Origin of the sequence: Geomonas edaphica (assembly GCF_004917075.1) — a bacterium.
GTDB classification, from domain to species: Bacteria; Desulfobacterota; Desulfuromonadia; order Geobacterales; family Geobacteraceae; genus Geomonas; species Geomonas edaphica.
Genome location: NZ_SSYB01000001.1, coordinates 222,287 through 245,570, shown reverse-complemented (window position 1 = coordinate 245,570; position 23,284 = coordinate 222,287). Strand labels below are relative to the sequence as shown.

At 57.6% G+C, this 23,284-nt stretch carries 22 protein-coding genes; all 22 read right to left on the bottom strand.

Going from position 1 to position 23,284, the window contains the following annotated elements; genetic code table 11:
* Positions 1-59: 59 nt before the first annotated feature.
* The 22 genes from E8K79_RS01040 to tatC all read right to left on the bottom strand — a co-directional run bounded on the left by E8K79_RS01040 (position 60) and on the right by tatC (position 23,254).
* Positions 60-1,316, bottom strand: a complete 1,257-nt coding sequence (locus tag E8K79_RS01040) for an ABC transporter ATP-binding protein (RefSeq protein WP_136513076.1) — start codon at positions 1,314-1,316, stop codon at positions 60-62.
* The gene (locus tag E8K79_RS01035; protein ID WP_136513075.1) at positions 1,316-2,170 is read right to left on the bottom strand and encodes an ABC transporter permease; all 855 of its coding nucleotides are present in this window, start codon (positions 2,168-2,170) and stop codon (positions 1,316-1,318) included. Before E8K79_RS01035 ends, E8K79_RS01040 begins: the two co-directional genes overlap by 1 nt.
* Before the next feature lie 5 nt (positions 2,171-2,175).
* On the bottom strand, positions 2,176-3,180 hold the full coding sequence (locus E8K79_RS01030) for a glycosyltransferase family 4 protein (RefSeq protein WP_162604574.1): 1,005 nt from the start codon (positions 3,178-3,180) through the stop codon (positions 2,176-2,178).
* Between the two features lie 47 nt (positions 3,181-3,227).
* Complete coding sequence (locus E8K79_RS01025; RefSeq protein WP_162604573.1) at positions 3,228-4,043, bottom strand: FkbM family methyltransferase; 816 nt, start codon at positions 4,041-4,043, stop codon at positions 3,228-3,230.
* Between the two features lie 5 nt (positions 4,044-4,048).
* The gene (locus tag E8K79_RS01020) at positions 4,049-4,900 is read right to left on the bottom strand and encodes a decaprenyl-phosphate phosphoribosyltransferase (protein WP_281276034.1); all 852 of its coding nucleotides are present in this window, start codon (positions 4,898-4,900) and stop codon (positions 4,049-4,051) included.
* Positions 4,897-6,681, bottom strand: a complete 1,785-nt coding sequence (locus E8K79_RS01015; RefSeq protein WP_136513072.1) for a tetratricopeptide repeat protein — start codon at positions 6,679-6,681, stop codon at positions 4,897-4,899. Before E8K79_RS01015 ends, E8K79_RS01020 begins: the two co-directional genes overlap by 4 nt.
* A complete protein-coding gene (locus E8K79_RS01010) occupies positions 6,681-7,607 on the bottom strand; it encodes an ABC transporter ATP-binding protein (RefSeq protein ID WP_136513071.1) in 927 nt (308 codons plus the stop codon). The genes E8K79_RS01015 and E8K79_RS01010 overlap by 1 nt, the downstream gene beginning before the upstream one ends.
* On the bottom strand, positions 7,594-8,442 hold the full coding sequence (locus E8K79_RS01005; protein WP_136513070.1) for a tetratricopeptide repeat protein: 849 nt from the start codon (positions 8,440-8,442) through the stop codon (positions 7,594-7,596). The genes E8K79_RS01010 and E8K79_RS01005 overlap by 14 nt, the downstream gene beginning before the upstream one ends.
* Complete coding sequence (locus E8K79_RS01000; RefSeq protein ID WP_162604572.1) at positions 8,439-9,245, bottom strand: ABC transporter permease; 807 nt, start codon at positions 9,243-9,245, stop codon at positions 8,439-8,441. The genes E8K79_RS01005 and E8K79_RS01000 overlap by 4 nt, the downstream gene beginning before the upstream one ends.
* 87 nt (positions 9,246-9,332) lie before the next feature.
* Positions 9,333-9,695, bottom strand: coding sequence for a hypothetical protein (locus tag E8K79_RS00995; RefSeq protein WP_136513068.1), 363 nt, complete (start codon positions 9,693-9,695; stop codon positions 9,333-9,335).
* A 47-nt stretch (positions 9,696-9,742) separates the two neighbouring features.
* Entirely contained in the window at positions 9,743-9,952 is a 210-nt protein-coding gene (locus E8K79_RS00990) for a type IV pilin protein (protein WP_136513067.1), read from the bottom strand.
* Positions 9,953-10,139: 187 nt separating this feature from the next.
* Positions 10,140-10,343, bottom strand: coding sequence for a type IV pilin protein (locus E8K79_RS00985; RefSeq protein ID WP_136513066.1), 204 nt, complete (start codon positions 10,341-10,343; stop codon positions 10,140-10,142).
* A gap of 53 nt (positions 10,344-10,396) precedes the next feature.
* On the bottom strand, positions 10,397-11,770 hold the full coding sequence (locus E8K79_RS00980) for a sigma-54-dependent transcriptional regulator (protein WP_136513065.1): 1,374 nt from the start codon (positions 11,768-11,770) through the stop codon (positions 10,397-10,399).
* 64 nt (positions 11,771-11,834) lie between these two features.
* Complete coding sequence (locus E8K79_RS00975; RefSeq protein ID WP_136513064.1) at positions 11,835-13,460, bottom strand: two-component system sensor histidine kinase NtrB; 1,626 nt, start codon at positions 13,458-13,460, stop codon at positions 11,835-11,837.
* A 4-nt stretch (positions 13,461-13,464) separates the two neighbouring features.
* Positions 13,465-14,688, bottom strand: a complete 1,224-nt coding sequence (locus E8K79_RS00970; RefSeq protein WP_136513063.1) for a type II secretion system F family protein — start codon at positions 14,686-14,688, stop codon at positions 13,465-13,467.
* Positions 14,689-14,727: 39 nt separating this feature from the next.
* Positions 14,728-15,828: a type IV pilus twitching motility protein PilT gene (locus E8K79_RS00965; RefSeq protein WP_136513062.1), complete on the bottom strand. Its 1,101-nt coding sequence runs from the start codon at positions 15,826-15,828 to the stop codon at positions 14,728-14,730.
* A gap of 35 nt (positions 15,829-15,863) precedes the next feature.
* Complete coding sequence (pilB, locus tag E8K79_RS00960; RefSeq protein ID WP_136513061.1) at positions 15,864-17,570, bottom strand: type IV-A pilus assembly ATPase PilB; 1,707 nt, start codon at positions 17,568-17,570, stop codon at positions 15,864-15,866.
* Positions 17,571-17,627: 57 nt separating this feature from the next.
* Positions 17,628-18,500, bottom strand: coding sequence for a shikimate dehydrogenase (gene aroE / locus E8K79_RS00955; RefSeq protein WP_136513060.1), 873 nt, complete (start codon positions 18,498-18,500; stop codon positions 17,628-17,630).
* The gene (locus tag E8K79_RS00950; protein ID WP_136513059.1) at positions 18,497-20,356 is read right to left on the bottom strand and encodes a glycosyltransferase family 117 protein; all 1,860 of its coding nucleotides are present in this window, start codon (positions 20,354-20,356) and stop codon (positions 18,497-18,499) included. The genes aroE and E8K79_RS00950 overlap by 4 nt, the downstream gene beginning before the upstream one ends.
* Positions 20,346-21,374 carry a lysylphosphatidylglycerol synthase transmembrane domain-containing protein gene (locus tag E8K79_RS00945; RefSeq protein ID WP_198419754.1) on the bottom strand — a complete coding sequence of 343 codons (1,029 nt, stop codon included), beginning with the start codon at positions 21,372-21,374 and terminating at the stop codon, positions 20,346-20,348. The genes E8K79_RS00950 and E8K79_RS00945 overlap by 11 nt, the downstream gene beginning before the upstream one ends.
* Positions 21,375-21,400: 26 nt before the next feature.
* Positions 21,401-22,393, bottom strand: coding sequence for a bifunctional riboflavin kinase/FAD synthetase (locus E8K79_RS00940; protein ID WP_136513057.1), 993 nt, complete (start codon positions 22,391-22,393; stop codon positions 21,401-21,403).
* Positions 22,394-22,408: 15 nt separating this feature from the next.
* A complete protein-coding gene (tatC, locus tag E8K79_RS00935) occupies positions 22,409-23,254 on the bottom strand; it encodes a twin-arginine translocase subunit TatC (protein ID WP_136513056.1) in 846 nt (281 codons plus the stop codon).
* Between the last annotated feature and the right edge of the window lie 30 nt (positions 23,255-23,284).

Sequence of the window (23,284 nt, the reverse complement as noted above, 5' to 3'; positions counted from 1 at the left end):
AAAACATATAACCGAATCACAGAAATTTTCACAGATTGCAATTTCTGAGGCAAAACAACCTAAAGGAGTCTTTCTCCCGAATGTGGAACATTGACAGCTCCGATGTTTCCGTAGTCATTGTTAGCACCCCACTCTTCTTGTATCGTGAATGAAGCGACCTCATTACCGCAAACCCACTCAGTCCCCGGTCCCAATGGACCGACATCATGCCCTCCGATAACTATGTAGTAATCGCCAGGTCGCAGGTAGTATGGAGCTACTTTTATAGTCGAGATAATTTCGCCAGCTTTTAAGGGTTTCGGCTCAGGTAAATCGTGCAGAGTGCAGATCCGGTATCCGTCCTTGTAAAGGATGATGAAGGTTCGGAACCTGGGTATGTACTGTAGGCAGAGCCCTTTGACTGTTATTCTTATCTCTGAAGAGGGGAAAATTACACCTTTATCCTCTTCAGAGCCTGTGACAGCAACCTCGGTAAACTGGATTTTACTAGACAACGGCCCGATAAAATGGTGCTGCTCAATTTTGCCGGTGATCTGTGCGGTCTTGAGATATGATGTTATGCCAGCCTTTGTATCACCATCAAAAGTAAGTCGCCCGTTCTCGAGAATTATGCATCGGTTACAGAGATTCATAACCGTACTCATATTGTGACTCACAAAAAGGACAGTCCTGCCGTCTTTACCTACGTCCTCAAGTTTGCCTAAGCACTTTTTTTGAAACTGGGCATCACCTACTGCTAATACCTCGTCAACAACAAGGATGTCTGGATCGAGATGTGCAGCTACCGAAAAGGCAAGGCGCATGTACATCCCCGACGAATAGCGTTTTACTGGTGTGTCTATGAACTGATCGATTTCAGCGAAAGAAACAATCTCGTCGATTTTGTTCCTGACATCGTTTTTTTTCATGCCGTACAAGGCAGCATTCAGAAAAATGTTCTCGCGCCCAGTTAACTCAGGATGGAATCCGGTCCCTACCTCCAGAAGACTTGCAATCCGTCCCTTGTAGCGTACCGAACCGTTGGTGGGCGCAGTCACCTCTGACAGCACTTTCAAAAGGGTAGTCTTTCCAGCACCGTTGCGGCCTATGACACCAAGCACATCTCCCTTTGCAACTTCAAAAGAGATGTCGCGCAAAGCCCAGAAGGTCGCATCGGCGTTAGCTCTGCGGGGACCGTCAATTGGCGAATTGGGGTCTTCTTTGCCACGGATTCTGGACCACCAACTCTGGAAGTCGTGCATCAAGGTCTGGTGACTGACAACGCCAAGCCGATACCTTTTTGAAAGATTTTCTACAGATATGACTTTCCCACTCATCAGATACTATCCATAAAGGTTTTTTCAACTCTGTTAAAAAGAACTAGTGCGACAAAAAGCACAAGCAAGGTAATAACCAGACTCTGTAGCCAAGCGTACATGCTGACCGTCCCCGTTCCCAAGAAAGCGTATCGAAACATATCGATCAAGGGAGACATGGGATTTAATTGCACTGCCCAGCGAAGCTTTTGTGGAATGGACGATGTGGAATAGACAACGGGCGTGATAAACATCCACAACTGGACACCAAATCCCACCAGTTGAGTTAAGTCACGGTAGCGGACTGTCATGGAAGAGGTGATAATGCCGAAGCCGAGCCCTAGCATTGCCATCTGGGCCAGCAAAACGGGCAGTAGCAAAACCGTGAGGTTTGGATGAATATTGGCCCCATTAAGCCAATAGAAAAAGTAAAAGCCAAAAAATAAAAGGAGCTGGATACCAAAAGCGATGAGATTGCTGATGACTACAGAAACCGGGACGGTGAGGCGCGGAAAGCATACCTTACCGAAAAGGTGCACGTTGTTCACAAAGGTGTTAGACGTGCTGGTGAGACAGTCAGCGAAGTAACGCCAAGCCAAAACGCCTGACAAATAAAACATAAAGGGGGGGAGACCGTCGGTAGGCAGTTGTGCGAGATTGCCGAAGACCACGGTGAAAACAATGGTAGTCAGTAGTGGCTGTATGAAATACCAAAGAGGGCCCAGGATAGTCTGCTTATAGATCGACACAAAGTCGCGCCAAACGAACATAGCAACAAGTTCGCGGTATTTCCAGACATCCAGCATTCCGGCAGGGTACCAACCGCTGCGAGGCTTGATGATTCTATCCCACTTGTCCTGATCTGTTTTCTTCATGCTCGTTATCCGGTTAGACGTTTCGCTTTAGTCCTGCAGGATAAAATATCTTTTATAATTCCTTCAAACTGTTCCGATGCCCCGGTTATCTCATACCGCTGAGCCAACTCAAAGCCGGCTTGAGTAAGTGAACTGGTAGTTTGAGGGTCCGTGAGAGCAACAGCGAGTTTCTCGGCAAGAGAGGCGACATCGCCTACTCTAGTGACTAGCGCATTGGTATTCCGAACAAATCCTACAGCTTCAGTTGTAACAACAGGACACCCACAAGCAAAAGCCTCCAAGACCATGAGTCCGAACCCCTCAGACCAACTTGGGTACAGAAAAACGTCGGCACTACTGAAAAGGACACGCATGCGCGCCTCATCCACCACCCCGAAGTTACGATGCTTGATATTGGGGATGTCCAACTTCTCGTCAACGGTCCAGATCTCGACTTGCTCTCGGAGATAACTAGGTAACTGCTTGATGGCCTTCAAGGCAAGATCAAACCCCTTCCGCGGGTCCTTGCGTGACAGAACAAGCACGGACTTTCGTCCTTCCTTCGCTGTAATCAGTTCGGAAGAGGGAGCCGGGTAGAAGACGTCCGTACTGATGCCGTTTTCGACAACCCAGCAATTGGTGCCGAACCGCTTCTTGAAAGTAGAAGCGAGCACATGCGAGACAGCAACGGTGGGCAAAGAGCATACGCGTAATACTAGAAACGAAAGTAAACGGATCAGTGGTTTCAGTAGCCGGTTACAAGCAGTTTCGTTATCATCCTGGGCGAAGTAGACCACTCTTCCGCGATTTCTAACCCAAAGAAGGAGCGCTGTAGGAACGATAGTGGCAAGGACCAGGTCCGCATTCTGCTTCTCAAACAGAGAACTCAACAACGTCCCCCACTTTCCGGGGAAAAGCGGACGCTCTAACACAAAGGACGGAGACATCGGGAAAACCGTTTCCAACGCATTTACCCGCAGTACCACTTCATGCCCAGACTCGGCCAAATGCCGGAGGTGGGCGATGACCATCTTATCGCCACCACGGCTGAGGACGCTATGGGCGTAGTAAACGATTCTCATACCCGTTTAAAGAGCCCGTCGACGTCGCGCGGCCGCCCCTCATCACTCGCCGAAAGCCTTGCCAGCACGAACCCCCGCGCTTCAAGAAAGGTCCCGATTTGGAACAGATTCCCGGTGCTCCTCCTGAAAACGCTCATCTCCACAAGTACATACCTGGTGCGGGCAAGCAGCTCCTCAGCAGATTTCAGGACGTCCAGCTCGCTCCCTTCGGTGTCGATCTTCAGCAGGTCGACCTCCCCTACCCCCAACTCGTCGACGATTGCATCAAGGGTCCGAGCGGGCACCTTGTAGCTACTCCGGTAACCGGCATCAGGCTGGGTGAGATAGGAGCTCAACTGGCTCGACTCGCTGGCGACATGAAAGAGCACCTCACCGTCACGATCGCTCACGGCGCAACAAAGGCAATCGGATGAGAGCGCCGCGTTACGGCGGAGCAGTTCAAAGCTCCCCGGGTCGGGCTCTATGCTGACGACACGTCGGGCGCCAAGATACTGCCTGGCAAAAAGGTTGAACTGACCTATGTTGGCGCCAACGTCTACCACCACTGGGCGCTCTTGCAAAAGCCCAAGTAGATGATGCGACGAGCAGTAAACACGTTCGATGGAGGCTGGCGCGAGCGGCTCATTGTACCAGAAGCGGGAACCGAAAACCATGAATGATTTCGCCTTCCCCGCCACGGTGCGAGCCATGCCAAAGCAGTAGAGCGCGTACTTTTTCAGTACAAGCGAGAGCTTCCTACAAAGGGGGAGCCCCGAAACGTGAAAAAGCAGCTGGTGGTCGAGACGAAGCGACCAGTAAAGCATCTTCAGCATGGCCATCACCGGTAAACAATCCAGAAGAACGCGCTGGCCCACAGGATGCTGACCACCAGAAGCTGCCGGTCCTTGAGAAGCGATTCTGTCGGATCCCCTCCCATCCCTGCCTTCACGCGGAACATGAAGCGAAGCAGTCCAAAGCAGCAAAGTAACACAGTGTAGACCAACGACGGACGTGCGACCACGTATATGGTGTAGGTGACGAGAACAGCGGCTCCCGTGAGGGAGAGCGCGAGCTCAAGAAAACCGTCCGGGTAGCGCATGAGCGACTTGCGGTGCTGCCCGGCGTTTTCGCCCAGTGCGTTAAGTTCTCCAAGGCGCTTCCCGGTGCTTAAAAACAATGACAGAAGAAACACAGAGAGAAAGAGCCACTGCGAAACCGTGATTCCGAAGGCTACCCCACCCGCCTCTAGTCTGAAAAGAAATCCGGAGGAGATGCAGAAGAGATCCAACACAGGAATCTCCTTGAGCCTCAGCGAATAGGAAACCGAGACCACCAGATAGCCGGCAAGCAGGAGCAGAAAAGTGCCGGAAACCTCTGTGGCGAGCCATAGGGCAGAGCCGAGCAGCACCAATGAGACCACGAAGGCCGTGCGCACCGAGACCGAGCCTGAGGGAATGGGACGGTTCTTCTTCACCGGATGGTGCAAGTCGTTTTCCCGATCGCAAATGTCGTTCACCAGGTAGGTGAAACTTGCGGCAAGGCAAAAGGCTGCAAAAGGGAGCAAGCCGACGCGCCAGACGCCTGGCGTCAGGATCGTCCCGCCGAGAAACGGCGGGAAATAGATCATCAGGTTCTTCAGCCACTGGGCGGGGCGCAGCATGGCCAGGTATTTCATCGCGGTCTCGTTCACAGTGCCTGCTCCGCTGCTTCGCTTTTGAGGCCCTGCAGCTCGGGGCGCAGTCTCACCTTTCCCTTGGTGAGGTTGTCGAGCATCTTCGCCGCAAAAGAGGCGTACTCGCCGCGTGGGGCAAGTTGAGCGTAACGGCCGATGTACCGTTGAGCGTTTGGCACATCGCCGGCTGCGTAGTAAAGCCTTCCAAGGTAGTAGTAGGCGTCGAAATAGGTCGGGTCTTTTTTCAGCATGATCAAATGGTACTTGATCGCCTTTTCGAAGCGGGTCCGCTCGTCCATACCGCGTGCCGTCATGAGCGCGAGGATCATCTCGCTGTAGACCGGGTTCGGCTGCTGTGACCGGGCCGCGGCCTTGTTCATGACCTGTTCGTAGCGCGTATAGTCACCCTTCGCCAGGTAGACATGCCCCAGGTTCGTCCATATCACCGGCTCGTTGAAACCAAGCGCCTGAGCCTTCTTCATGTACCTCTCGGCATCGTCGTAGCGCAGTTCTTCAAACGCCAGCACACCGAGGGCGGAATAGCTCTTGGCGAAACCGGGGGCATTTTTTATGTTGTCTTCCCAAAAAGCAACGCCATCGGACCAAAGCGCTGCTCGCGAAATGGTGGGGATAGCTAAAAGCAGCACGGCACCAAGTGGGACCCATGACGGCATCCTCGGGATCCTGGTGACTAGCAAGGAAACCAGCAGGGAAAATCCCACCATTGGGAGGTAGAGGTAGCGCTCCCCGAACGGGGTCCAAGGGATCCTTCCCAGGTAGGCGAGCAGCGGCGGTACGATCCCAGCAAAGATGATGAGTAAAGGTAGCAGCGTTTCCGGAAAGCGCCGAAACAAAAGCAACGCGGCGGCAATGCCTAAAGCGAAGCAGATCAGCCCGGCCGCATGGTTGTATTCCAAGATGGTGAAGCTGAGCGGGAAAGGAAACACCAGCTTGCGCAGGTAGAAGCCGTACGCCCCCATGGCATCGAGAAAGGATGGGTAATCGTAGTTTTGCGCGATCACCCCTGCGGCTTTTACTGCCTCCGCGCCTTTTTGCACCCCGCCCCCCCCGGTGTTCATCACCCCCTTGGCAAGACTGCCGACGCCGCGATCGAAATTCAGAGATGAACCGGCACGCAGAAGCAGATAAACGCAGGTGGCGGCAAAGACGCCCCCGCCTAGATAAAGGCCTTCTTTTAGCGTAACGCGGGGAAAGCGTATCACGAGATAAAGCGGAACGATGAGGACAAGGGCGATCGATGACTCCTTGCCCGCCAGCGAGGCAAGGTAGGCCATGACGAACAGAGCAAGGGTCCTAGGCGTCATGTCGGCGCCGTGGCGCAACAAGAGCAACACGGAAAGGATGAAAAACAGGGTGCACAAAAGATCTGGCCTTGCGGAGACCCAGATCACCGCCTCGGTATTAACGGGGTTCAAGAGGAAAAAGAGAGCAGCCAAAAGCGCGGCACGCTCCCGACAGGCACGTTGTGCGAAAAAAACCAGCGCAAGCTCATGCACAAGCAAGGCATTCGCCAAGTGCAGCCCAAGGTTCACCGCATGGAACCAGAAGGGATCCAGATAAAAAAGACTGTAATTGGCAACGTAGGAGATCACGGCCAGCGGCCGGTAGTAGGTGCTCGCCCCGCCGAAAAGTAGCGACTTCAGGTTTAGATCCACCTGGCTGACAAATTGCGTCATCCCCACATCATCGATGGAGAGGAATCCGGACTGCAACGCGCAGAGGTAGGCTATGATGCCCGCGGAGATGATGGTAAGAAATGGGAAGATCCTCCCTCTCATCAACGCCCCTGTGCCGTTCCAGCGCTCTTTATCAGATCCACGAAGATGTGCTCGAGCGTCCTCCGTTCAGGTTCAACAGAGAGGAGCTCGTTATTCCTGGAGAGAGAAGCAAGGAGCGGGTTCAATTCCTCGCGCGGGATGGAGAGACGCCAGGTGTCACCCTCACGGGCTGCGCAAATCCCTTCAGGCAGGTCAGGAACAGCTCCACCGCTTACTCTGAGCACCACCTCATAGGAATTGAAGCTCTCGTCGATGACCGACTTAACCGCGCCGCAAAACTGCAGTGACCCGTTCAAAAGTAGCGCCACGTCGTCACATACCCTCTCGACATCGTGAATTATGTGCGTGCTGAAAAAGACAGTTTTGCCGCGGGACTTCAACTGCTGGATGATATCGGCCACCAGGGCGCGCCCCAGCGGGTCGAGCCCGGACATAGGTTCGTCCAGAATGTAGAGGTCTGGGTCGTGAACAAGCGTCTGCCCAAGCCCAATGCGCTGCACCATCCCCTTGGAGAGGCTTCTGATCGGGCGGTCCGCCGCGTGCGTAAGTTCGATAACTCCGAGCACCTCTTCAACTCTTGCGTCCCTACGATCGGCGGGTACGTCGAAGTAGTGCGCCACGAAACCAAGCAACTCGCGCGGAGTAAGATAGTCGTAGTAGGAAGGATTTTCAGCAAGATACCCGACCTTAGCACGAGCTGCAGGAAGCCTGGAGTCCTGGCCGTAGAAGGAAGTGCTCCCGGTATCAGGGCGCAAAAGCCCCATCAGGATCTTTATCGTGGTACTCTTGCCCGCACCGTTTGGGCCGATGAAGCCGAACACGTTGCCTTGCGGAACCGAAAAGGAGACCTCGTTCAGGGCGCGCACCTTGTGGGTAAGCTTTTTGGTGAATGTCTTGCTGATGGAAGCGACTTCAATTGCGGTCATGCGCTGCTCCGTGCGATGCCATTTTGCTGGTGGTCTTGACGCGATTGTCACTGCGGTCGTAATAAAAGGTGCCGCCGTAGGGATCGGGGGGGATCCCCTTCAGAATGCCGCCGGCAACGAGATCAGAAAGAAGCTGGGGCGTCCGTCCTGTCTCTTTCTCGTAGCGCTGCACCGCCTTCTCCAGGAAAAGGATGGCTTCCAGCGCCTCAATGCGGGTCTTAATCCCCGCGCGGACCTGGTCGCTGTACGTACCCTGGTAAACCACCTTGAGATACTGTATCGCCTGTTCCGTCTGGTTAGATTCATAGTAAAACCGTCCGGCCAGGTTCGAGAGATATCCAACCTTTGGGTTCAACTGCGCCGCACGCGCCATGTAGCGGGCCGCGCTCTGGTAGTCCTTGAGGAAGTAGGCGTCATTGAAACCGATGAAGAACGGGATGTAGAAATCCCAGGGCCTCTTCTTAGCGCCGCGCTCCATTATGAAATTCATCTCCCGCACCATTCCGGCGTCCCAAGTGAGAATGGCCTGCCCGAAGTAGTAGGAATCGATGTTGTAGGGGTTGAGCCGGGTCGAGATGTCAACGTACCTTAGGAGCGTGCCGTAATCCGGTGTCTGCTTCGTCTCCACAATCGTCCCGTAGTAAAACGCAGCATCGTAGAAAAGAAGCTCGGAGAGCAGGTAGCGGTGTTCGAGCGAGGTGAAGAAGGTTACCTCGAAGGAAGGCTTATAACCAAGTCTCTCCGGAGCAGGAGCGGCCTTGCGGGTGGCGGTGAGCGCGAGAAGCGACGGCACCAGCAGAGCAAGGCCGATGAAAAGAGCAACAAGCCGCCTCATATGAAGTCTCTGCGGGAGAAAACACACGAGGCGAGAACGAGCATCACAACAACGTACCCCAAACCATAAATGCAGGTCAAGAGAAGCGCTGCGGGATCAAGCGGCAGTGAGTAGATCATCTGCACCTTGAGATCGAAGGGAGACAGGTTGGGAAACAGGTAATAGATGAACTGCACCACGGCCTTGATCGTAGGGGAGATGCGCTGTGCGCCGACCGCCGTCTCGATGAAGAGCTTCACCTTCTCCGTAGTCATACCCACCGCATACACGGCAAGCGTCAAGATCATCGGCAGCAACGACGAGGTGGCAACGGCCGAGAAGAGGACGAGCACAGAAGCGAGAACAAGCAGTTTTTCCAGATCGAAAACTAGATAGAGCAGGTAATTGCCCCATGCGACGGGCCGATCCGGTGGGTACGACATGGACATGAACCAGATGCCTGCTCCGTTTATCGCGCCGAGGATGCCGAGGCTCGCGGCTAACAAGAGCGCGACCCCCAGGAACTTCTCCAGAAGGTAGCGCGTACGCGAGATCGGCAGGGTGGCCACAGCGTAGATGGAACGGCTCTGGATGTCGCGCGGTATAAGCGCGGAGCCGATCAGAAGGACAAGCAGGAGGCCAATCACCGAGACGGCAGAAAGGGAAAAGGTGGTGGCCGCAGCGGTGACGTCGCGCATGGAGAAGGAGCCAAAGATCGGCATGGTGCAGACCAGCAGCAGCGAAACTACGAACAGACCGAGCAGCAGGCGGTCACGAAAGCCCCCCTTGAAGGTGGCGAGCGCCAAAGGAAATCTTGCCAGCATCGACGGCGGTACTCCTTCCTGGTGTGGTGGAATAAAAATGGGGCATGCAGGCATGCCCCATCGGTACCACAATGAACTGGTCGACCGTTACATCGCGGTCCAGCCGCTGAAAACGGACTCGCCGGCGCTCAGGGCGGTAATGTTGCTGTCGGTGGCGGAAAGCGGGATGCCAGGGCCGACGGTGGTGGACACCGTAGGTACGATTTTGTAGATCGTGGTGGAGATGTTGGAAGTAGCGTAAATGGTGTCACCAGCGGTGTTCTTGGACGCGATCACGTAGCTCTGCGGAGAGGAAGCCACGGTATCCGGGGAATACATGACAACTACCTTGTTGGACGGTTTGAAGTTCAGAGCGGTCACTGCGTCAACCGAGGTATAAGTGGAACCTGCATAGGCACCTGCTGCCATCACTGCCACCGCGGCAAGGGTTAAAGCTATCTTCTTCAGCATATTAAGCCTCCTGTAAGGTTATTAGTTTGAGTCAGCTCAGACACCAATTACTTCGGGTATTCCTGGTGGTCTGCGAAGTAAGCCTCGAGAGCGGTCTTAACGTTTTTCAGGTCGCTCGCTGCGGCGGTGTTGTACGACTTAATGCGGTAGGAAGAGAACTGCGGGATGGCGATTGCAGCCAGGATGCCGATGATCGCGACGACGATCAGCAGCTCGATGAGGGTGAAGCCTTTTTTGCTTCTCAGTCTGTTGAGCATATCTTTCTCCTTTGCGTGAAATAGGCTCGCGTTAGACGCGCCAATTGATAACGAGTGACTGTTTAGCAATTCGCGCGCCAAGTAGAACCGTGAAGCGAAAGCGCGTTTTTACAGGCTTTGACAGTGCATGACACAACCTGCCCACGCGCCTGACTGACCTTTTTCGGCCCACAAGTGACATTTTTTGTCAGTTCGGGTATTGCCCGTGTGCGAGAAGGTACCCTTCAAGCTCGGTCTTCAGAGAGCGTAAATCCGTCATGGCGCTGGCGTTATACGACCTTACGCGGTATGCGGAGATGTACGGAACGGCAATAGCGGCGAGTATGCCGATGACCGCCACCACGATCAACAGCTCAATTAGGGTGAATCCCCTCTGGCTTATGCCTGTCATTACCTCTCCCTTGTAGACTTCTTAGCCGCCCCGTATATCAGATAAGACTGCCCTCAATCATCTTCCATGCCAAATTTCGCGAGCCTGTACCTGAAAGACCTAAAGGTCATGCCAAGAAGGGCCGCAGCCCGCTTTTTCACCCCACCGCTGCGCTCCAGAGCCTGCACCAGGATGCGGCGCTCCAGGCCATCGAGATATCCTTGCAGATCCATCCCCTCCGGAGGAATGGAAACCTCCTCGGGAGCGGCACTCGGGATATGGTAGTTACGCACGCTAGGGGGTAGGCACTCAAAGCCTATGACCCTGCTGCCGAGCACAACGCAGCGTTCGACCAGATTTTCGAGTTCGCGCACGTTGCCGGGGAAAGGGTAGTTAAAAAGCGCCAGCATCGCATCAGGAGCGACGATTTCACCAGTCCCGGACCAAATCGCGTACTTCTTGTAGAAGTGCTCGATTAGCAGTGGGATGTCCTCACTGCGCTCCCTCAGGGATGGCATGCGCACCTCGACCACGTTGAGGCGGTAGAAAAGATCCTCCCGGAAGGTCCCTTCGCGCACCTGTTCCTCAAGGTTGCGGTTCGAAGCCGCCACGATGCGGACGTCAGCCCTAAGTGCGCCTCCGCCGCCTACGCGGCGAAATTCACGTTCCTGCAGCACGCGCAAAAGCTTCGCCTGCAACTGAAGTGGCACCTCGCCTATCTCGTCGAGAAAAAGCGTCCCACCCTCGGCCTGCTCGAACAAGCCTGGACGATCCATGGTGGCTCCGGTGAAGGCTCCTTTTATGTGTCCGAAAAGCTCGCTTTCGATAAGGGTGTCGGGAATGGCGCCGCAGTTAACCGCCTCGAAGGGAGCACTCTTGCGCGGGCTGTTGTAATGGATGGCTCGCGCGGCGAGTTCCTTGCCGGTGCCGCTCTCGCCGGTGATGAGGACGTTGGCCATACTGTCGGCAACCTTGGCGATCAGATCATAGACTTCGCGCATCTGCTTGCTCTTGCCGATCAACCCGCTGAAGCCGAAGCGCTCCTGCACCTCGGCCTGGAGCCGCTTGTTTTCCTGAACGAGGCTGCGTTTTTCAAGCGCCTTGCGGACCAGCACCTTCACCTCTTCTACCTTGAAGGGCTTACCTATGTAATCGTAGGCGCCAAGTTTCATCGCCTCCACCGCCTGTTCTGCGGTGGTGAACGCGGTAATCATCAAGACCGCAGTATCTGGCGCGTCGGTCTTAATCCGGCTGAGCAGTTCGAGTCCTCCGAGCCCGGGCATGCTAACATCCGAAAGCACCAGGTCGTAGTGTTCGCAGGCAAGGCGCGCCAGGGCATCCTCCGCGCTGTCCGCCTGATCGACCAGATATCCTTCGCCATCGAGCAGGATGGCGAGAAACTCCCGCATGCTCAGCTCATCATCAACAACTAAAATCCTGGCACGCATTTCCTAAGAACCTCGTTTGCTTTTCATGCTAAAAATACGACCACTGGGTCGCCTCAACCTGTCTTTATGCCGGCAGGTGCAGGGTAACAGTCGTCCCCTTACCCTGTGTGCTGTTTACCGTCATCCTTCCACCGTTAGCCTCGACGATGCGGTAAACCGTCGCGAGGCCAAGGCCGGTCCCTCCCTTCTTGGTGGTGAAGAAGGGCTCGAAGACCCTTTTGACGTCCTCAGGGTTCATCCCCGCGCCGTTGTCCCTGACCCTGATGCAAACCTCGTCGCGGGCACCCCTTTCTCTTGTGATGCAGCCGGAGACCCAGATCTGTCCGTCCCCATGCATCGCTTCAGCGCTGTTCACGAAAAGATTCCAGAACACCTGTGAGCACTGGTCCTTATCGAATTGCACCACAAGGTCGTCTGGGACTTGGTTATCTATATCTACGCGCTCCAGACGCGGATCGGTGGCTAGCAGCGAGCAGAGATCAACGATCACTTGTCTCAGGTTCAACTTGATCCTGGTTGGCTGGTTTGGTTTCGCATAAAAGAGGAAATCACGCAACAAGCCGTCAAGCCGGTCGGTCTCCCTGACGATGATGGAGAAGAGCCGCTGGTCCTTCTCATCTACCCATGGGCGCAGGGAAACCAACTGAACCGAGCCGCTGATGGCGGCAAGAGGGTTGCGGATCTCGTGCGCCATGCGCGCAGAGAGTTCTCCAAGTGCTGCCAGTCGATCCGCACGTTTCAGCTCGGCAGCCAACCGCTTCATCTCAGTCAGGTCGTGCAGGTCGAACAAAGCCCCAACCGTCCCCCCGTCCTTATCCGACAAAGGGACCGATTTGAACGCCAGCAGCAGCTTAAGGCCGTCGGAAGCGGTGTGGCTGAACTCTCCCTGTCCCGGCTCGAAAAAGGATGATTCGAAACCGGCGATGCCCGGAAGCACCTCCGCCAGCGGCCGGTCGTAGGCCTCCTGCTGGGACATGCAGGCGAGCGCTTCCATATAGCGGTTGAACACGCGGATCCTGCCGGCGGTGTTGATGGTCAGAAGGCCGCTGTCGATGGTAGAGACGATGCAGGAGTTCAGCCGCTCCAGTTCATCGTAATCGATCGCTTTTTCCTTAAGGGCGCTCTCGGAAATGCGCGCCCTTTCCGCCATGTGTCCGGCAAGTACCGCAGTCAGGAAAAAGGAGGCCCCGTGCAAAAAGATGAGGTAGAAGAGGTAGCCCGCTCCCCATTGTTGCGCGGGTGCGGAATCGAGCCCTATAGGGGCGAGTTTGTCGTAGTACTGGAAGTCAAGGATGGCGCCATAGAGGATGACGCAAAGCGACGCCGTGTAGTACGCCTGAGAGCGCGCCAAAAGCGCACTTGCGCTGATGATGGAAAGAAAATAGAGGAAGGCATAGTGCGAGGTGACCCCACCCGAGACGAGGATCAGTACGGTGACGAGGATCAGGTCCCAGACAATCTGGAGGTATGCCAGGGTGCGCACACGGCGCAGGGTCGCCGTCCGGAGCGCGACGAGCGATAACAGGGAAAAGAGGTAGGTGGCACCGATGAGGCGCAGCAGCACCTTCCCGGCCACGGCACCGCTTGTGTCGTAGGTGTGTACGTCAAGATAAACGGTGGTGACCAAAAAGAGGGTCACCACCAGCAGTCTGAGTAGTATGAACCAGAAGACCTTCTTTTTTTCGATCATCCAATTAACCGCCGACGGCGCCCGCGAGCTTGAAGATCGGCAGGTACATGGCGACAACCAGGCCGCCCACCGTGGTACCTAGGAAGACCATCAGCAAAGGTTCCATCATGGCGGTTAGGGCTCCGACGGCGTCGTCCACCTCGTCGTCGTAAAAATCGGCGATCTTGTTCAGCATCGCGTCCATGGCGCCGGTCGCCTCGCCAACCGAGATCATCTGCACCACCATGGGGGGAAAGACGCCGCACTCGGCAAGAGGCTCGGCGATGGTCTTACCCTCGGAGATAGACTGGCGCACCTTGTAGATGGCCTCTTCCACGACCTTGTTTCCGGCGGTTTTCGCGACGATCTCGAGACCGTCCATGATGGGCACCCCCGAGCTGATCATGGTTCCCAGGGTACGGGTGAACTTGGCAACAGCCACCTTGCGTATGAGCGGCCCGGCTATGGGGGCCTTCAGGGCGAAGGCGTCCAGCACCTTGCGGCCGTTGGCGGTGTCGTAGTATTTGCCGATGGCGTACTTGATGCCGAACATGATGGCGATGATAACCACGATGTACTTGACCAGGAAGTTAGAGAGCGCGATGACGACCTTGGTCGGTGCGGGTAGATCGCCTCCGAAGTCGGCGAACATCTTGGCAAAGGTCGGGATAACGAAGATGAGGATGACGCCAACAACGATGACGGCGATGGAGAGGATGGTGAGCGGGTAAACCATGGCCCCTTTCACCTGCTTCTTCAGTTTCATCGCCTTCTCGATGTAGGCGGCGAGACGGGCGAGGATGGTGTCGAGGATACCCCCCACCTCCCCTGCCGCGACCAGGTTGACGTAGAGCTGGTCGAACGCCTTAGGGTGCTTCGCCAACGCATCAGCGAAGGTGGAGCCGCTCTCCACACTTTCCTTCACCTTGACGAGGATATCCTTGAAGGTCTTGTTTTCTTGCTGGTTGGAGAGAATGTCCAAACACTGCACGAGCGGCAGGCCAGAATCGATCATGGTAGCGAACTGCCGGGTGAAGACCACGAGGTCCTTGGTCTCAATCTTCTTGGGACCACCGAGCCCGGGGATCTTGAGCTCCATAGAGAGCCCTTTGCCTGCCTCCTTCACTGTGATGCTGGTAAAGCCGTATCTTTTAAGCTGCGCCTCGACCATGGCGGCGCTGGCGGCTTCCATGACGCCCTTTTGGACGTTCCCCGCCTTGCTTCTTGCTTCCCAATCGAATTTTGCCATTTGTGACTCCTTTCCCGGCCCTGCCGGGACTGGCTGTTGCTATCTTTGTGGCGGTCTTCTGATCTGCCCCGCCGCCCCGCCAGGGGCTAGCATCTGCTTCAACTCGTCAGGCTCGGAGGAGCGCCCCAACGCATCATCCACCGTTATGAGGCGCCTGGAGAGCAGGCCCATCAAGCATTGATTCATGGTCTGCATGCCGAACTTCTCCTGACCGACCTGCATCTGGGAGTAGATCTGGTGCACCTTGTCCTCGCGGATCAAGTTCCTGATCGCGGGGTTCGGGACCATTACCTCGAGGGCGAGGGCGCGCCCGGGACCGTTAGCCCTCGGGATCAGGGTTTGGGACATGACCCCTTCAAGCACGAAAGAGAGCTGGGTCCTCACCTGGGTCTGCTGGTAAGGAGGGAAGACGTCGATGACCCTGTTGATCGTCTGGGCGCAGGAGTTCGTGTGGAGTGTCGCAAAGCAGAGGTGGCCTGTCTCGGCCAGGGTGAGCGCAGCCTCGATGGTCTCCAGGTCGCGCAACTCGCCGATCAGGACGACGTCGGGGTCCTGGCGCAGCACGTACTTGAGGGCGTGCTTGAAGCTCTTCGTGTCGGCCCCGACCTCGCGCTGGTTCACGATGCACCCCTTGTGCGGGTGCAGGTACTCGATCGGGTCCTCGACGGTGACGATGTGGTCGTGGCGGTTGATGTTTATGTGGTCGATCATAGAGGCGAGGGTGGTCGACTTGCCGCTGCCGGTAGGTCCGGTGACGAGGATCAGGCCGCGCGGCTTGTCGCAAAGAGCGCGCGCCACCGGCGGAAGCCCAAGCTCCTCGAAGGTGAGGATCTTGTAGGGGATCACCCTGAAGACGCCTGCCACGGCGCCGCGCTGCACGAAGATGTTCCCCCTGAAGCGGGAGAGCCCCTTGACGCCGAAGGAGAGGTCGAGCTCGTTGTCCTCCTCGAAGCGGTGCTTTTGGGCGTCAGTGAGGATGCTGTAGCAAAGCTGCTTGGTCTCGATGGCGGTGAGCGGAGGAACGTCCATCGGGGTCAGCTGGCCGTCGATGCGGATCTGCGGCGAGGTGTTCGTGGTGATGTGCAGGTCGGAGCCGCCCCTCTCCACAAGTTCCTTGAGCATTTGGTGAAAGTTGATCATGAAAACCCTCGTCTCAATTTGTCTGCTTAAAAGCGTCAGTCATCGGCCACGGTCACCCTGAGCACTTCCTCGAAGGAGGTGACCCCTTCGATCAGCTTGGTGAGCCCGGACTGGCGCATGGTCTTGATCCCCAGGCGCATGGACTCCCTCTTGATCTCCGCGGTGTTGGCGCCGTTCAGGATCATCTCCTTGATCGGCTCGAGCATCGGCATGACCTGGTAGAAGCCCACCCTCCCCTTGTAGCCGGTGCCGTTGCATTTGGGACAGCCGGTGCCGCGATAGCATACCACGGAAGGAGCCTGTTCGGCTGTGATGCCTGCTTCGATGAGCGCTTGAACCGGCACCTCCTCGACCACCTTACACTCGCTGCAGACGCGGCGCGCGAGGCGCTGGGCGGAAATGAGGTTGACGGCGGAGGCGACCAGGAACGGCTCGATCCCCATATTGAGGAGACGGTTGATGGTCGATGGGGCATCGTTCGTATGCAGCGTCGAGAGGACCAGGTGGCCGGTGAGCGCCGCCTTCACGCCGATCTCGGCGGTCTCGAAGTCACGGATCTCACCGATCATGATCACGTCCGGGTCCTGGCGCAGGAAGGCCCTGAGCGCCGCCGCGAAGTTGAGGCCGATGTCCTCGTGCATCTGCACCTGGTTGATCCCGGCGAAGTTGAACTCGACCGGGTCCTCGGCGGTGGAGATGTTCTCGGTTACCTTGTTCAGTTCGGAGAGCGCGGAGTAGAGCGAAACGGTCTTCCCGCTACCGGTAGGCCCCGTGACGAGTACCATGCCGAACGGCTTGTGGATCTCGCGCTTGAAGTGGACGAGCGCTTCCGGCTCGTACCCCAGCTTGGACATGTCCAGTTGCAGGTTGCTCTTGTCCAGAAGACGCAGAACGATCTTCTCGCCGAAGAGGGTCGGGAGCACCGAGACGCGGTAGTCCATGTCCTTGCCGCCGCCAAGCTTGATCTTGATGCGGCCGTCCTGCGGCAGGCGGCGCTCGGCGATGTCGAGCTCGCTCATGATCTTGATTCGGGAGGTGATGGCGTTTTTCAGCTTTAGAGGCGGTTTCATCACCTCGTAGAGCACGCCGTCGATGCGGTAGCGCACCCGGAAGAACTTCTCGTACGGCTCGATATGGATATCGGAGGCCTTCTTCTTGATGGCGTCGGTGAGGATCAGGTTGACCAGCTTGACGACCGGGGCGTCCTCGGTGGCGCGCTCCAGCGAGCCGACATCGATATCCTCTTCCTCCCCGATGACCTCGAGGTCCTCCATCTCCAGGTCGCTCATGACGTCGGCCAAAGACGCGCTCTGGTCGTAGAGCTTGTCGATGGCGGCCTTGATCGCGCTCTCAGCGACCACGACGACCTCGACGTTGTAGCCAGTCATGAACTTTATGTCGTCGATAGCGAAGATGTTGGAAGGATCACTCATCGCTATGATGAGCGTGGAGCCGGCCCGGTTCACCGGAACGATCTGGTATTTATGGGCGATCTCCGCGGGTATGATCTTCACCACCGCGGCATCGACCTCATAGTCGGCAAGGTTTATGGTGGGAACACCGTACTGCTTGGAAAGAAATGAGGTGAGGTCAGCCTCGTTGATCAGCCCGTCCCTGACCAGGATGGACCCAAGGCGCAGTTGCCCCCCCGCCGCCTTCTGCTCAGCGAGGGCCTGCTTCAGCTGTTCCTTGTTGATCAGATTGTTCGTGACCAGCAGCTCACCGAGTCTGCTTACGTGCATATACTACCTCAGGGGGGTGGAGAATCCTGTGAATGGTATTTTGTAATTGCGTTAATGTCAAGGCTTACATGGTTCCGGCAGAAACGCTGCCAGAGCCCTTTCCATGCACCCTTCGGGCGGCGCGACCCCGGTCCAGATGCGAAAGGCCGCTTCACCCTGTGCCACGAGCATGCCGAGACCGTTGGCGCACGGGATGCCATGGGCACCGCATTGCGCCAAAAGCGGCGTAACCGGCGGTGCATAGACCATATCGTAAATACAGACGCCGGACTTTAGCATGGCCGGATCGAGTCCTGAGAAAGAGTCACCGGACATGCCGACCGAGGTGGTGTTGACGACGAGGTCGAAGGAGCCTATGAAGGCCGGATCGGCAAGAGCGTTGAGGGAACCAGCGGCAAAGGCGGTTCCCTCCAGCCGTCCTGCGACGAGGTCGACGAGGGTAACTGCCGCATCCGCGGTGCGGTTCGCGACATGCACCCGCACCGCACCGGCACGTGCGAGCGACACGACGGCGCTCCTGGCAGCCCCGCCCGCCCCGAGCACGAGGATGCTCTTGCCGCGTGGGTCAAAGGTAAGCTTTCCGGCGAGTGCAGCCACGAGGCCAAGGCCGTCGGTGTTGTAGCCGGTGAGCCTTCCTTCCCGTACGAGCACCGTGTTCACCGCGCCGATCAGTTCCGCGTCCGGGTCGATTACATCGAGAAACGGCATGATGGCGACCTTGTGCGGAATGGTGACGTTGAAGCCGGCGACTCCCGCTGCGGCAAGCCCCGCCACCGCAGCCTCAAGACGTGCCGGGGGGACGGGGAAAGGGACGTAGACCCAGTCAAGCCCGAGAGCCCCGAAGGCAGCGTTGTGCATCACCGGCGAAAGCGAGTGGGCAACCGGGGCACCGATGATACCGGTAACCGTGGTCTTTCCGGTGATGGTCATTGGGCCACCCCGTTCGCACTCAAAAGTGCTGCGACGCGCGGCCTGATCTCAGGCGCTATGCTTGCAGCCACTTCCAGGTCGCGTGCCCCCGCCTCGCGCTGCCCCATACGAAGACGCGTCTCCCCCGACTCCATGAGGGACGCTGCGTAGATGAGGATCGCCTTCCCCGTATCGAGATCACGGAAGAACATGTCGCGGTCACCGAGCACGCCGCGCAGGGAGAAAAGAGGCCATACGTCGAGGTCCGGTGGAGCCGCGGGGGTGCCGGCCGCCTGGAGTGCGAAAAGGATGCCGCGCTGGTGCACGACGAAATCCTTGAACTCGATGGAGTACTTGGTGGAGAAATCCACGTACACCGGCCGCTTGCCGTACTGCTCCCCGACCGCAATCATGAGCGTCCCGTCCGAGGTGCGCTGATCCATGGGTAGCTCGTACAGCCGCGAGTTCTTGAACAGGCGCGGCATGCTGTCCAGGTACCAGTCAAAGACGAGGTGCGGGGTGTGCGGCAGATCGACATCCTCGCGCATCCTTTCCACCCCCTGCAAATACCAAAGCGGAAACGCTCCCGAATCCCCCCACGTGAAGAGCACGGCGTCCTGCGGCAGGGACCTGAGCGTGTTGGAGGCGTAGTCGAAGGCGATGTAGTTTTTATGCTGGTCGTTCTCCCGGTAGTTCAAAAGACAGACGGCGAGCGGCAGCACGAAGAGGAGCGCGGGTAAAAAAAGGCGTGCGGCAGGTGCGTCGGGAAGATGCTGCACCGCCTCCTTGATGAGGGTGATGAGCCCGACACCGATGAAGACCGCGGAGAGGAGGTAAAGCGGGGTGAAGAACTCCTCGGTCAGGAAGATCATCTCGCCCGGCGTGTTGAAGTAGCCGACGATGACGAGCAGGAACGAGCCGAGTGCGATCAGGTAGCCAAGAACCAGGTCGCGCTTTGTCCGCATCAGGGCCCACAGACCGAACAGCAAAAGGACAAGGCCAACGACGGTGAACTCGTGCGGGATGTTGAAGGCGTTCATCTGCGCCCAGAGGAGATCGAGGTCGCGGTGCGGCTTGTCGACCGGGTACCCCTTGCGCAGGATGTTCCAGAGGAACTGGGTGAGGTTCTTCGAGTCGCCCCAGTTCAGAATCGGTTTCCTAAGCGCCCGGACCACGAGGTGCAGGTGGATGCCGAAGCCCAACAGGCCGAAGGCGAAGGCGATGAAGAACTCGCGCACCCGGAAGATGACGCGCCGGTCCGCGGACCAGATCAGGAAGGCGTAGGTCGGAATCATCAGCACCATGATCTGGTGCGCGCCGGTCCCAAGCCCGCAGAGAAAGGCGCCCAGGTAGACGTAGGCGGGGCGCTCCCGTCCCTCGAGGTAGCTCTCCCGCCAAAGAAGCATCAGGTAGAAGATGATGGCGCAGATGAAGGCGAGCAGCGGGTAAGGCTTGTCGTGGTTTGACTGCAGCCAAAGCCTCGGCGTGAAGGCGAAGGTGAGCGCCGCCGCGACACCGGCGAGCCTGGGGACACACGCACCGAACCGCCCCTGCCAGGGGGTCTCCTCACCCTTGAGCAACTGGATGGTGAGCAGATAGACGCCGAAGCAGGCAAGCCCCGCGGAGACCGCGGTCGCGAAGTTGACCCGGAAGGCGATGTTGCCGAGCGGGAGAAAGGTAAAAGGCTTCGCGTAGTTGATGAAGAGCGGGTACCCCGGCGAGTGCGCCGTACCGAGAGAAGAGATGGCGGTCAGGAACTCGCCGCTGTCGAAGAAGGTGACCGTGGGCGCCAGGGTAAGGAGATACACGAACAGCGGGATGACGAAGGCCGCGATGGCGCACGGGTCGAGCCTGCGCAGGATTCCGTTATGGTTCACGCAACTGCTCCTCGGTGTTAGTGACGCCGATGCTCCTGATGGAGACCTTGTCCCGCCAGAGGCAGTACAGCCCGACGACGGTGACCGGGAAAAAGCCCATGGCGTGAATGACGATGGCGATGCTGAGCGCCTTTTCGCTGCCAATCTGGAATGCGGAAAGGGCGGTGACGCAGGCAATGTGATACGTCCCGATAAAACCCGGAGATGCCGGTACCATCACGGCGAAGACCAGGAAGACCATGATGAACATGGACGCCGAGGGAGGGAGAAAGAGACCGAAGGAGCGCAGCATCAGGTCGACCGGCCAGATTGCGGTGGCCCACACGAGAAGCGAGCTGACCGCGACACCGGAAATGCCGGAGACACTGGTCGGAATGCGGATACCCGAGATGAAGGAGACCAGCAGAGCGCCGGCATGCTCAGCCAACCGCGCGGAGAAAGGATGCAGCACGCGGGTCACCACCTTGACGGTGAACTCGGTGCGCCACCTGAGCAGGAAAAGAAAGGCAAGGACAAAAAGGTAGAGGGCGAAAGTGACGTACCCGCCGGTGACGAGCCCGTGCTGTACGCGTTCCATCCCGCTTGGCAGCTTTATGGTGAAGAAGGTGATCAGGAGCACGAGGAGTACGGTGAAGCCGTCACAGAGCCGGTCAAGCACCAGGGAGGCAAAGACCGCGCTGGTGCCGATCCCCTCCTTCTGTCCGAGCGAGTGGGCCCGCACCAGCTCCCCCAGGCGCGCCGGGAGGAGGTTGTTCGCCATGTATCCGATGAGGGTCGAGGGGAAGAGGTTCCCAAGGCGCGTGCTTTTTATCGGGGCGAGCAGGAACTTCCAGCGTACCGCACGCAGGTAGTAGCTAACAAAGGTGAGCACCAGCGCGGGCACCAGGTAGCGGTAATCCATCGCGGCAAAGGCGTCCGCCATCTTTCTGAAGTCGATCTTCCTGAAGAGGAGAAAGAGGCAGAGAGCGCTGATTGCGATGCCGAGCAAGAGCTTCTTATCTGGTTTTTGCGTGGTCAATCGGGCTCCTGTCATCGGTTGCGTTGTCAATCGGGGCGGCCCGTGCCGGGGCTTGCGCAATCCCAGTCACCGCCACTCTCGGACAGAACCGGGCGTGCGCCACTGAGGATCTCACGGCAACGCGCGACGTCCGCGGCAATGGCCTCTTTCAGTTCATCGAGCCCGGAGAAGCGTTTCTCCCCCCTGAGCCTCTCGATGAAGAAAAGGGTCAGCTCGCGTCCGTAAAGGTCGCCTTCGAAGTCGAGGAGGAACACCTCGATGGAGAGGTGCTGGTTGCCGAAGGTCGGGTTGGCGCCGATATTACAGGCACCGTCGAAGAGCCGATCTCCCATGCACACCTTCACCGCGTAGACCCCGACCGATGGGATGAGGTCCTTTTCCGTTTCGATGTTGGCAGTGGGAAAGCCGAGGCTGCGGCCACGCTCGTGGCCGTGCACCACCTTGCCTGAGATGGAGAAGTGCCGTCCCAAAAGGCTCGCGGCGCAGGAGACGTTTCCTGCGCTCACCATCCTGCGCACGGCGGTGGAGCTGTAGACGGTGGAGCCGTCCGAGATCGGCTCCAGTTCTTCCACGGTATAGCCGTGACGCTCGCCAAGCCTGCGCAAAAGCGCGACGTCCCCTTCCCTGCCGCGGCCGAAGGCGTAGTCGTAGCCGATCACCAGGCGCTCGACGCCGATGGCGTCGACCAGCACCTTTTCCACGAAGACGGCGGCCGGCACCGAGGCGAATTCCTTGTCGAAGGGGATCTCGAGGAGGTAGTCGATGCCGGACCCCTCGATGAGGGCTTCCTTCTCGCGGCTTGTGGTGATGAGCCGCACCTCCTTGTGGGCCGCGACGACCTTGAGCGGGTGCGGCACGAAGGTGATCACCACGGAAACGCCGTCGATCTCGCGGGCGATTTGCCGCACCCTCTTGAAGATCTCGCGGTGCCCCAGGTGCACGCCGTCGAAGTTGCCGATGGTGACGACCGGATGGCGCAGTTTTTCCCTGATCTCAGGGATGCTTCTAAAAATTTCCATGGACTATGGGGGTCCTCAGGCTTCCGCCGCCTCGGTCTCCACCTGGGGCGCCTTCTTCTTCCCGAAAACCAGGGCCACCCAGATGCTGATCTCGTACATGAGGTAGAGCGGGATCATGATGACAAACATGGTGACCAGGTCGGCATGGAAGGCGGCAACGATGGCGCTGGCCAGGAGCGCGTACTTCCTGCGCGTGGCGAGCATCCGGTAGTTGACGATGCCGAAACGGGACAAAAGGAGCGCAAGGATCGGGAGCTCGAAGATGAGGCCGAACATCAGGATCAGGCGCAGACAGAAATTTATGTAGGCCGAGATGTTGTACCAGCTCTGCAACCCGGTCGCCTCGTAGGAGAGGGAGAAGTTTATGATGACGGGCCAGATGATGAGCAGGAAGAACATCGCCCCGACGCAGAAGGCGACGGTGGCCGTGGTGACGAAGGGAACCACCAGGCGCCGCTCCTTGCGGGTGAGCCCGGGCGCCACGAAGAGCCAGAACTGGTGAAAGAGCACCGGCAGCACGATGACGAAACCTGCCAGCATGGAGATCTTGCACTGCACGAAGAACGGCTCGAGCGGCGCGCTGTAGTTCAGCATGCGCGGCTTCTCGGCCACCTGGTGCTCCTCCCCGAGCTTCATCTGCTGGTACGCCTCGGGGTAGCGCTGCTTGACTTTCTCGTAGAAGGATTTCTTCATGTCGGTCAGGTAGGTGTGACCGGTGAGCGGCTGTTCCACGAACTTCAAGAGGTCGGTGGAGAAGTTCCAGGCGATCCCCATGCCGATGACGATGGCAATTACGCTTACGATGAGCCGTTTTCTGAGTTCAACCAGGTGCTCCATGAACGGCAATACCTTTTCTTCCATATACCTCTCTTCTCCTAATTAATGCCGTGC

What these genes read in the sequence shown, in the direction of transcription:
- pilB (WP_136513061.1), bottom strand. Translation starts at nt 17,570, where the DNA reads ATGCACGTAAGCAGACTCGGTGAGCTGCTGGTCACGAACAATCTGATC.
- E8K79_RS01030 (WP_162604574.1), bottom strand. Translation starts at nt 3,180, where the DNA reads ATGGTCATCGCCCACCTCCGGCATTTGGCCGAGTCTGGGCATGAAGTG.
- E8K79_RS01035 (WP_136513075.1), bottom strand. Translation starts at nt 2,170, where the DNA reads ATGAAGAAAACAGATCAGGACAAGTGGGATAGAATCATCAAGCCTCGC.
- E8K79_RS00970 (WP_136513063.1), bottom strand. Translation starts at nt 14,688, where the DNA reads ATGGCAAAATTCGATTGGGAAGCAAGAAGCAAGGCGGGGAACGTCCAA.
- E8K79_RS01025 (WP_162604573.1), bottom strand. Translation starts at nt 4,043, where the DNA reads ATGCTGAAGATGCTTTACTGGTCGCTTCGTCTCGACCACCAGCTGCTT.
- E8K79_RS00985 (WP_136513066.1), bottom strand. Translation starts at nt 10,343, where the DNA reads ATGACAGGCATAAGCCAGAGGGGATTCACCCTAATTGAGCTGTTGATC.
- E8K79_RS01010 (WP_136513071.1), bottom strand. Translation starts at nt 7,607, where the DNA reads ATGACCGCAATTGAAGTCGCTTCCATCAGCAAGACATTCACCAAAAAG.
- E8K79_RS01040 (WP_136513076.1), bottom strand. Translation starts at nt 1,316, where the DNA reads ATGAGTGGGAAAGTCATATCTGTAGAAAATCTTTCAAAAAGGTATCGG.
- E8K79_RS00965 (WP_136513062.1), bottom strand. Translation starts at nt 15,828, where the DNA reads ATGATCAACTTTCACCAAATGCTCAAGGAACTTGTGGAGAGGGGCGGC.
- tatC (WP_136513056.1), bottom strand. Translation starts at nt 23,254, where the DNA reads ATGGAAGAAAAGGTATTGCCGTTCATGGAGCACCTGGTTGAACTCAGA.
- E8K79_RS00975 (WP_136513064.1), bottom strand. Translation starts at nt 13,460, where the DNA reads ATGATCGAAAAAAAGAAGGTCTTCTGGTTCATACTACTCAGACTGCTG.
- E8K79_RS00995 (WP_136513068.1), bottom strand. Translation starts at nt 9,695, where the DNA reads ATGCTGAAGAAGATAGCTTTAACCCTTGCCGCGGTGGCAGTGATGGCA.
- E8K79_RS00990 (WP_136513067.1), bottom strand. Translation starts at nt 9,952, where the DNA reads ATGCTCAACAGACTGAGAAGCAAAAAAGGCTTCACCCTCATCGAGCTG.
- E8K79_RS01015 (WP_136513072.1), bottom strand. Translation starts at nt 6,681, where the DNA reads ATGAGAGGGAGGATCTTCCCATTTCTTACCATCATCTCCGCGGGCATC.
- E8K79_RS00940 (WP_136513057.1), bottom strand. Translation starts at nt 22,393, where the DNA reads ATGGAAATTTTTAGAAGCATCCCTGAGATCAGGGAAAAACTGCGCCAT.
- E8K79_RS01005 (WP_136513070.1), bottom strand. Translation starts at nt 8,442, where the DNA reads ATGAGGCGGCTTGTTGCTCTTTTCATCGGCCTTGCTCTGCTGGTGCCG.
- E8K79_RS00980 (WP_136513065.1), bottom strand. Translation starts at nt 11,770, where the DNA reads ATGCGTGCCAGGATTTTAGTTGTTGATGATGAGCTGAGCATGCGGGAG.
- E8K79_RS01000 (WP_162604572.1), bottom strand. Translation starts at nt 9,245, where the DNA reads ATGCTGGCAAGATTTCCTTTGGCGCTCGCCACCTTCAAGGGGGGCTTT.
- aroE (WP_136513060.1), bottom strand. Translation starts at nt 18,500, where the DNA reads ATGACCATCACCGGAAAGACCACGGTTACCGGTATCATCGGTGCCCCG.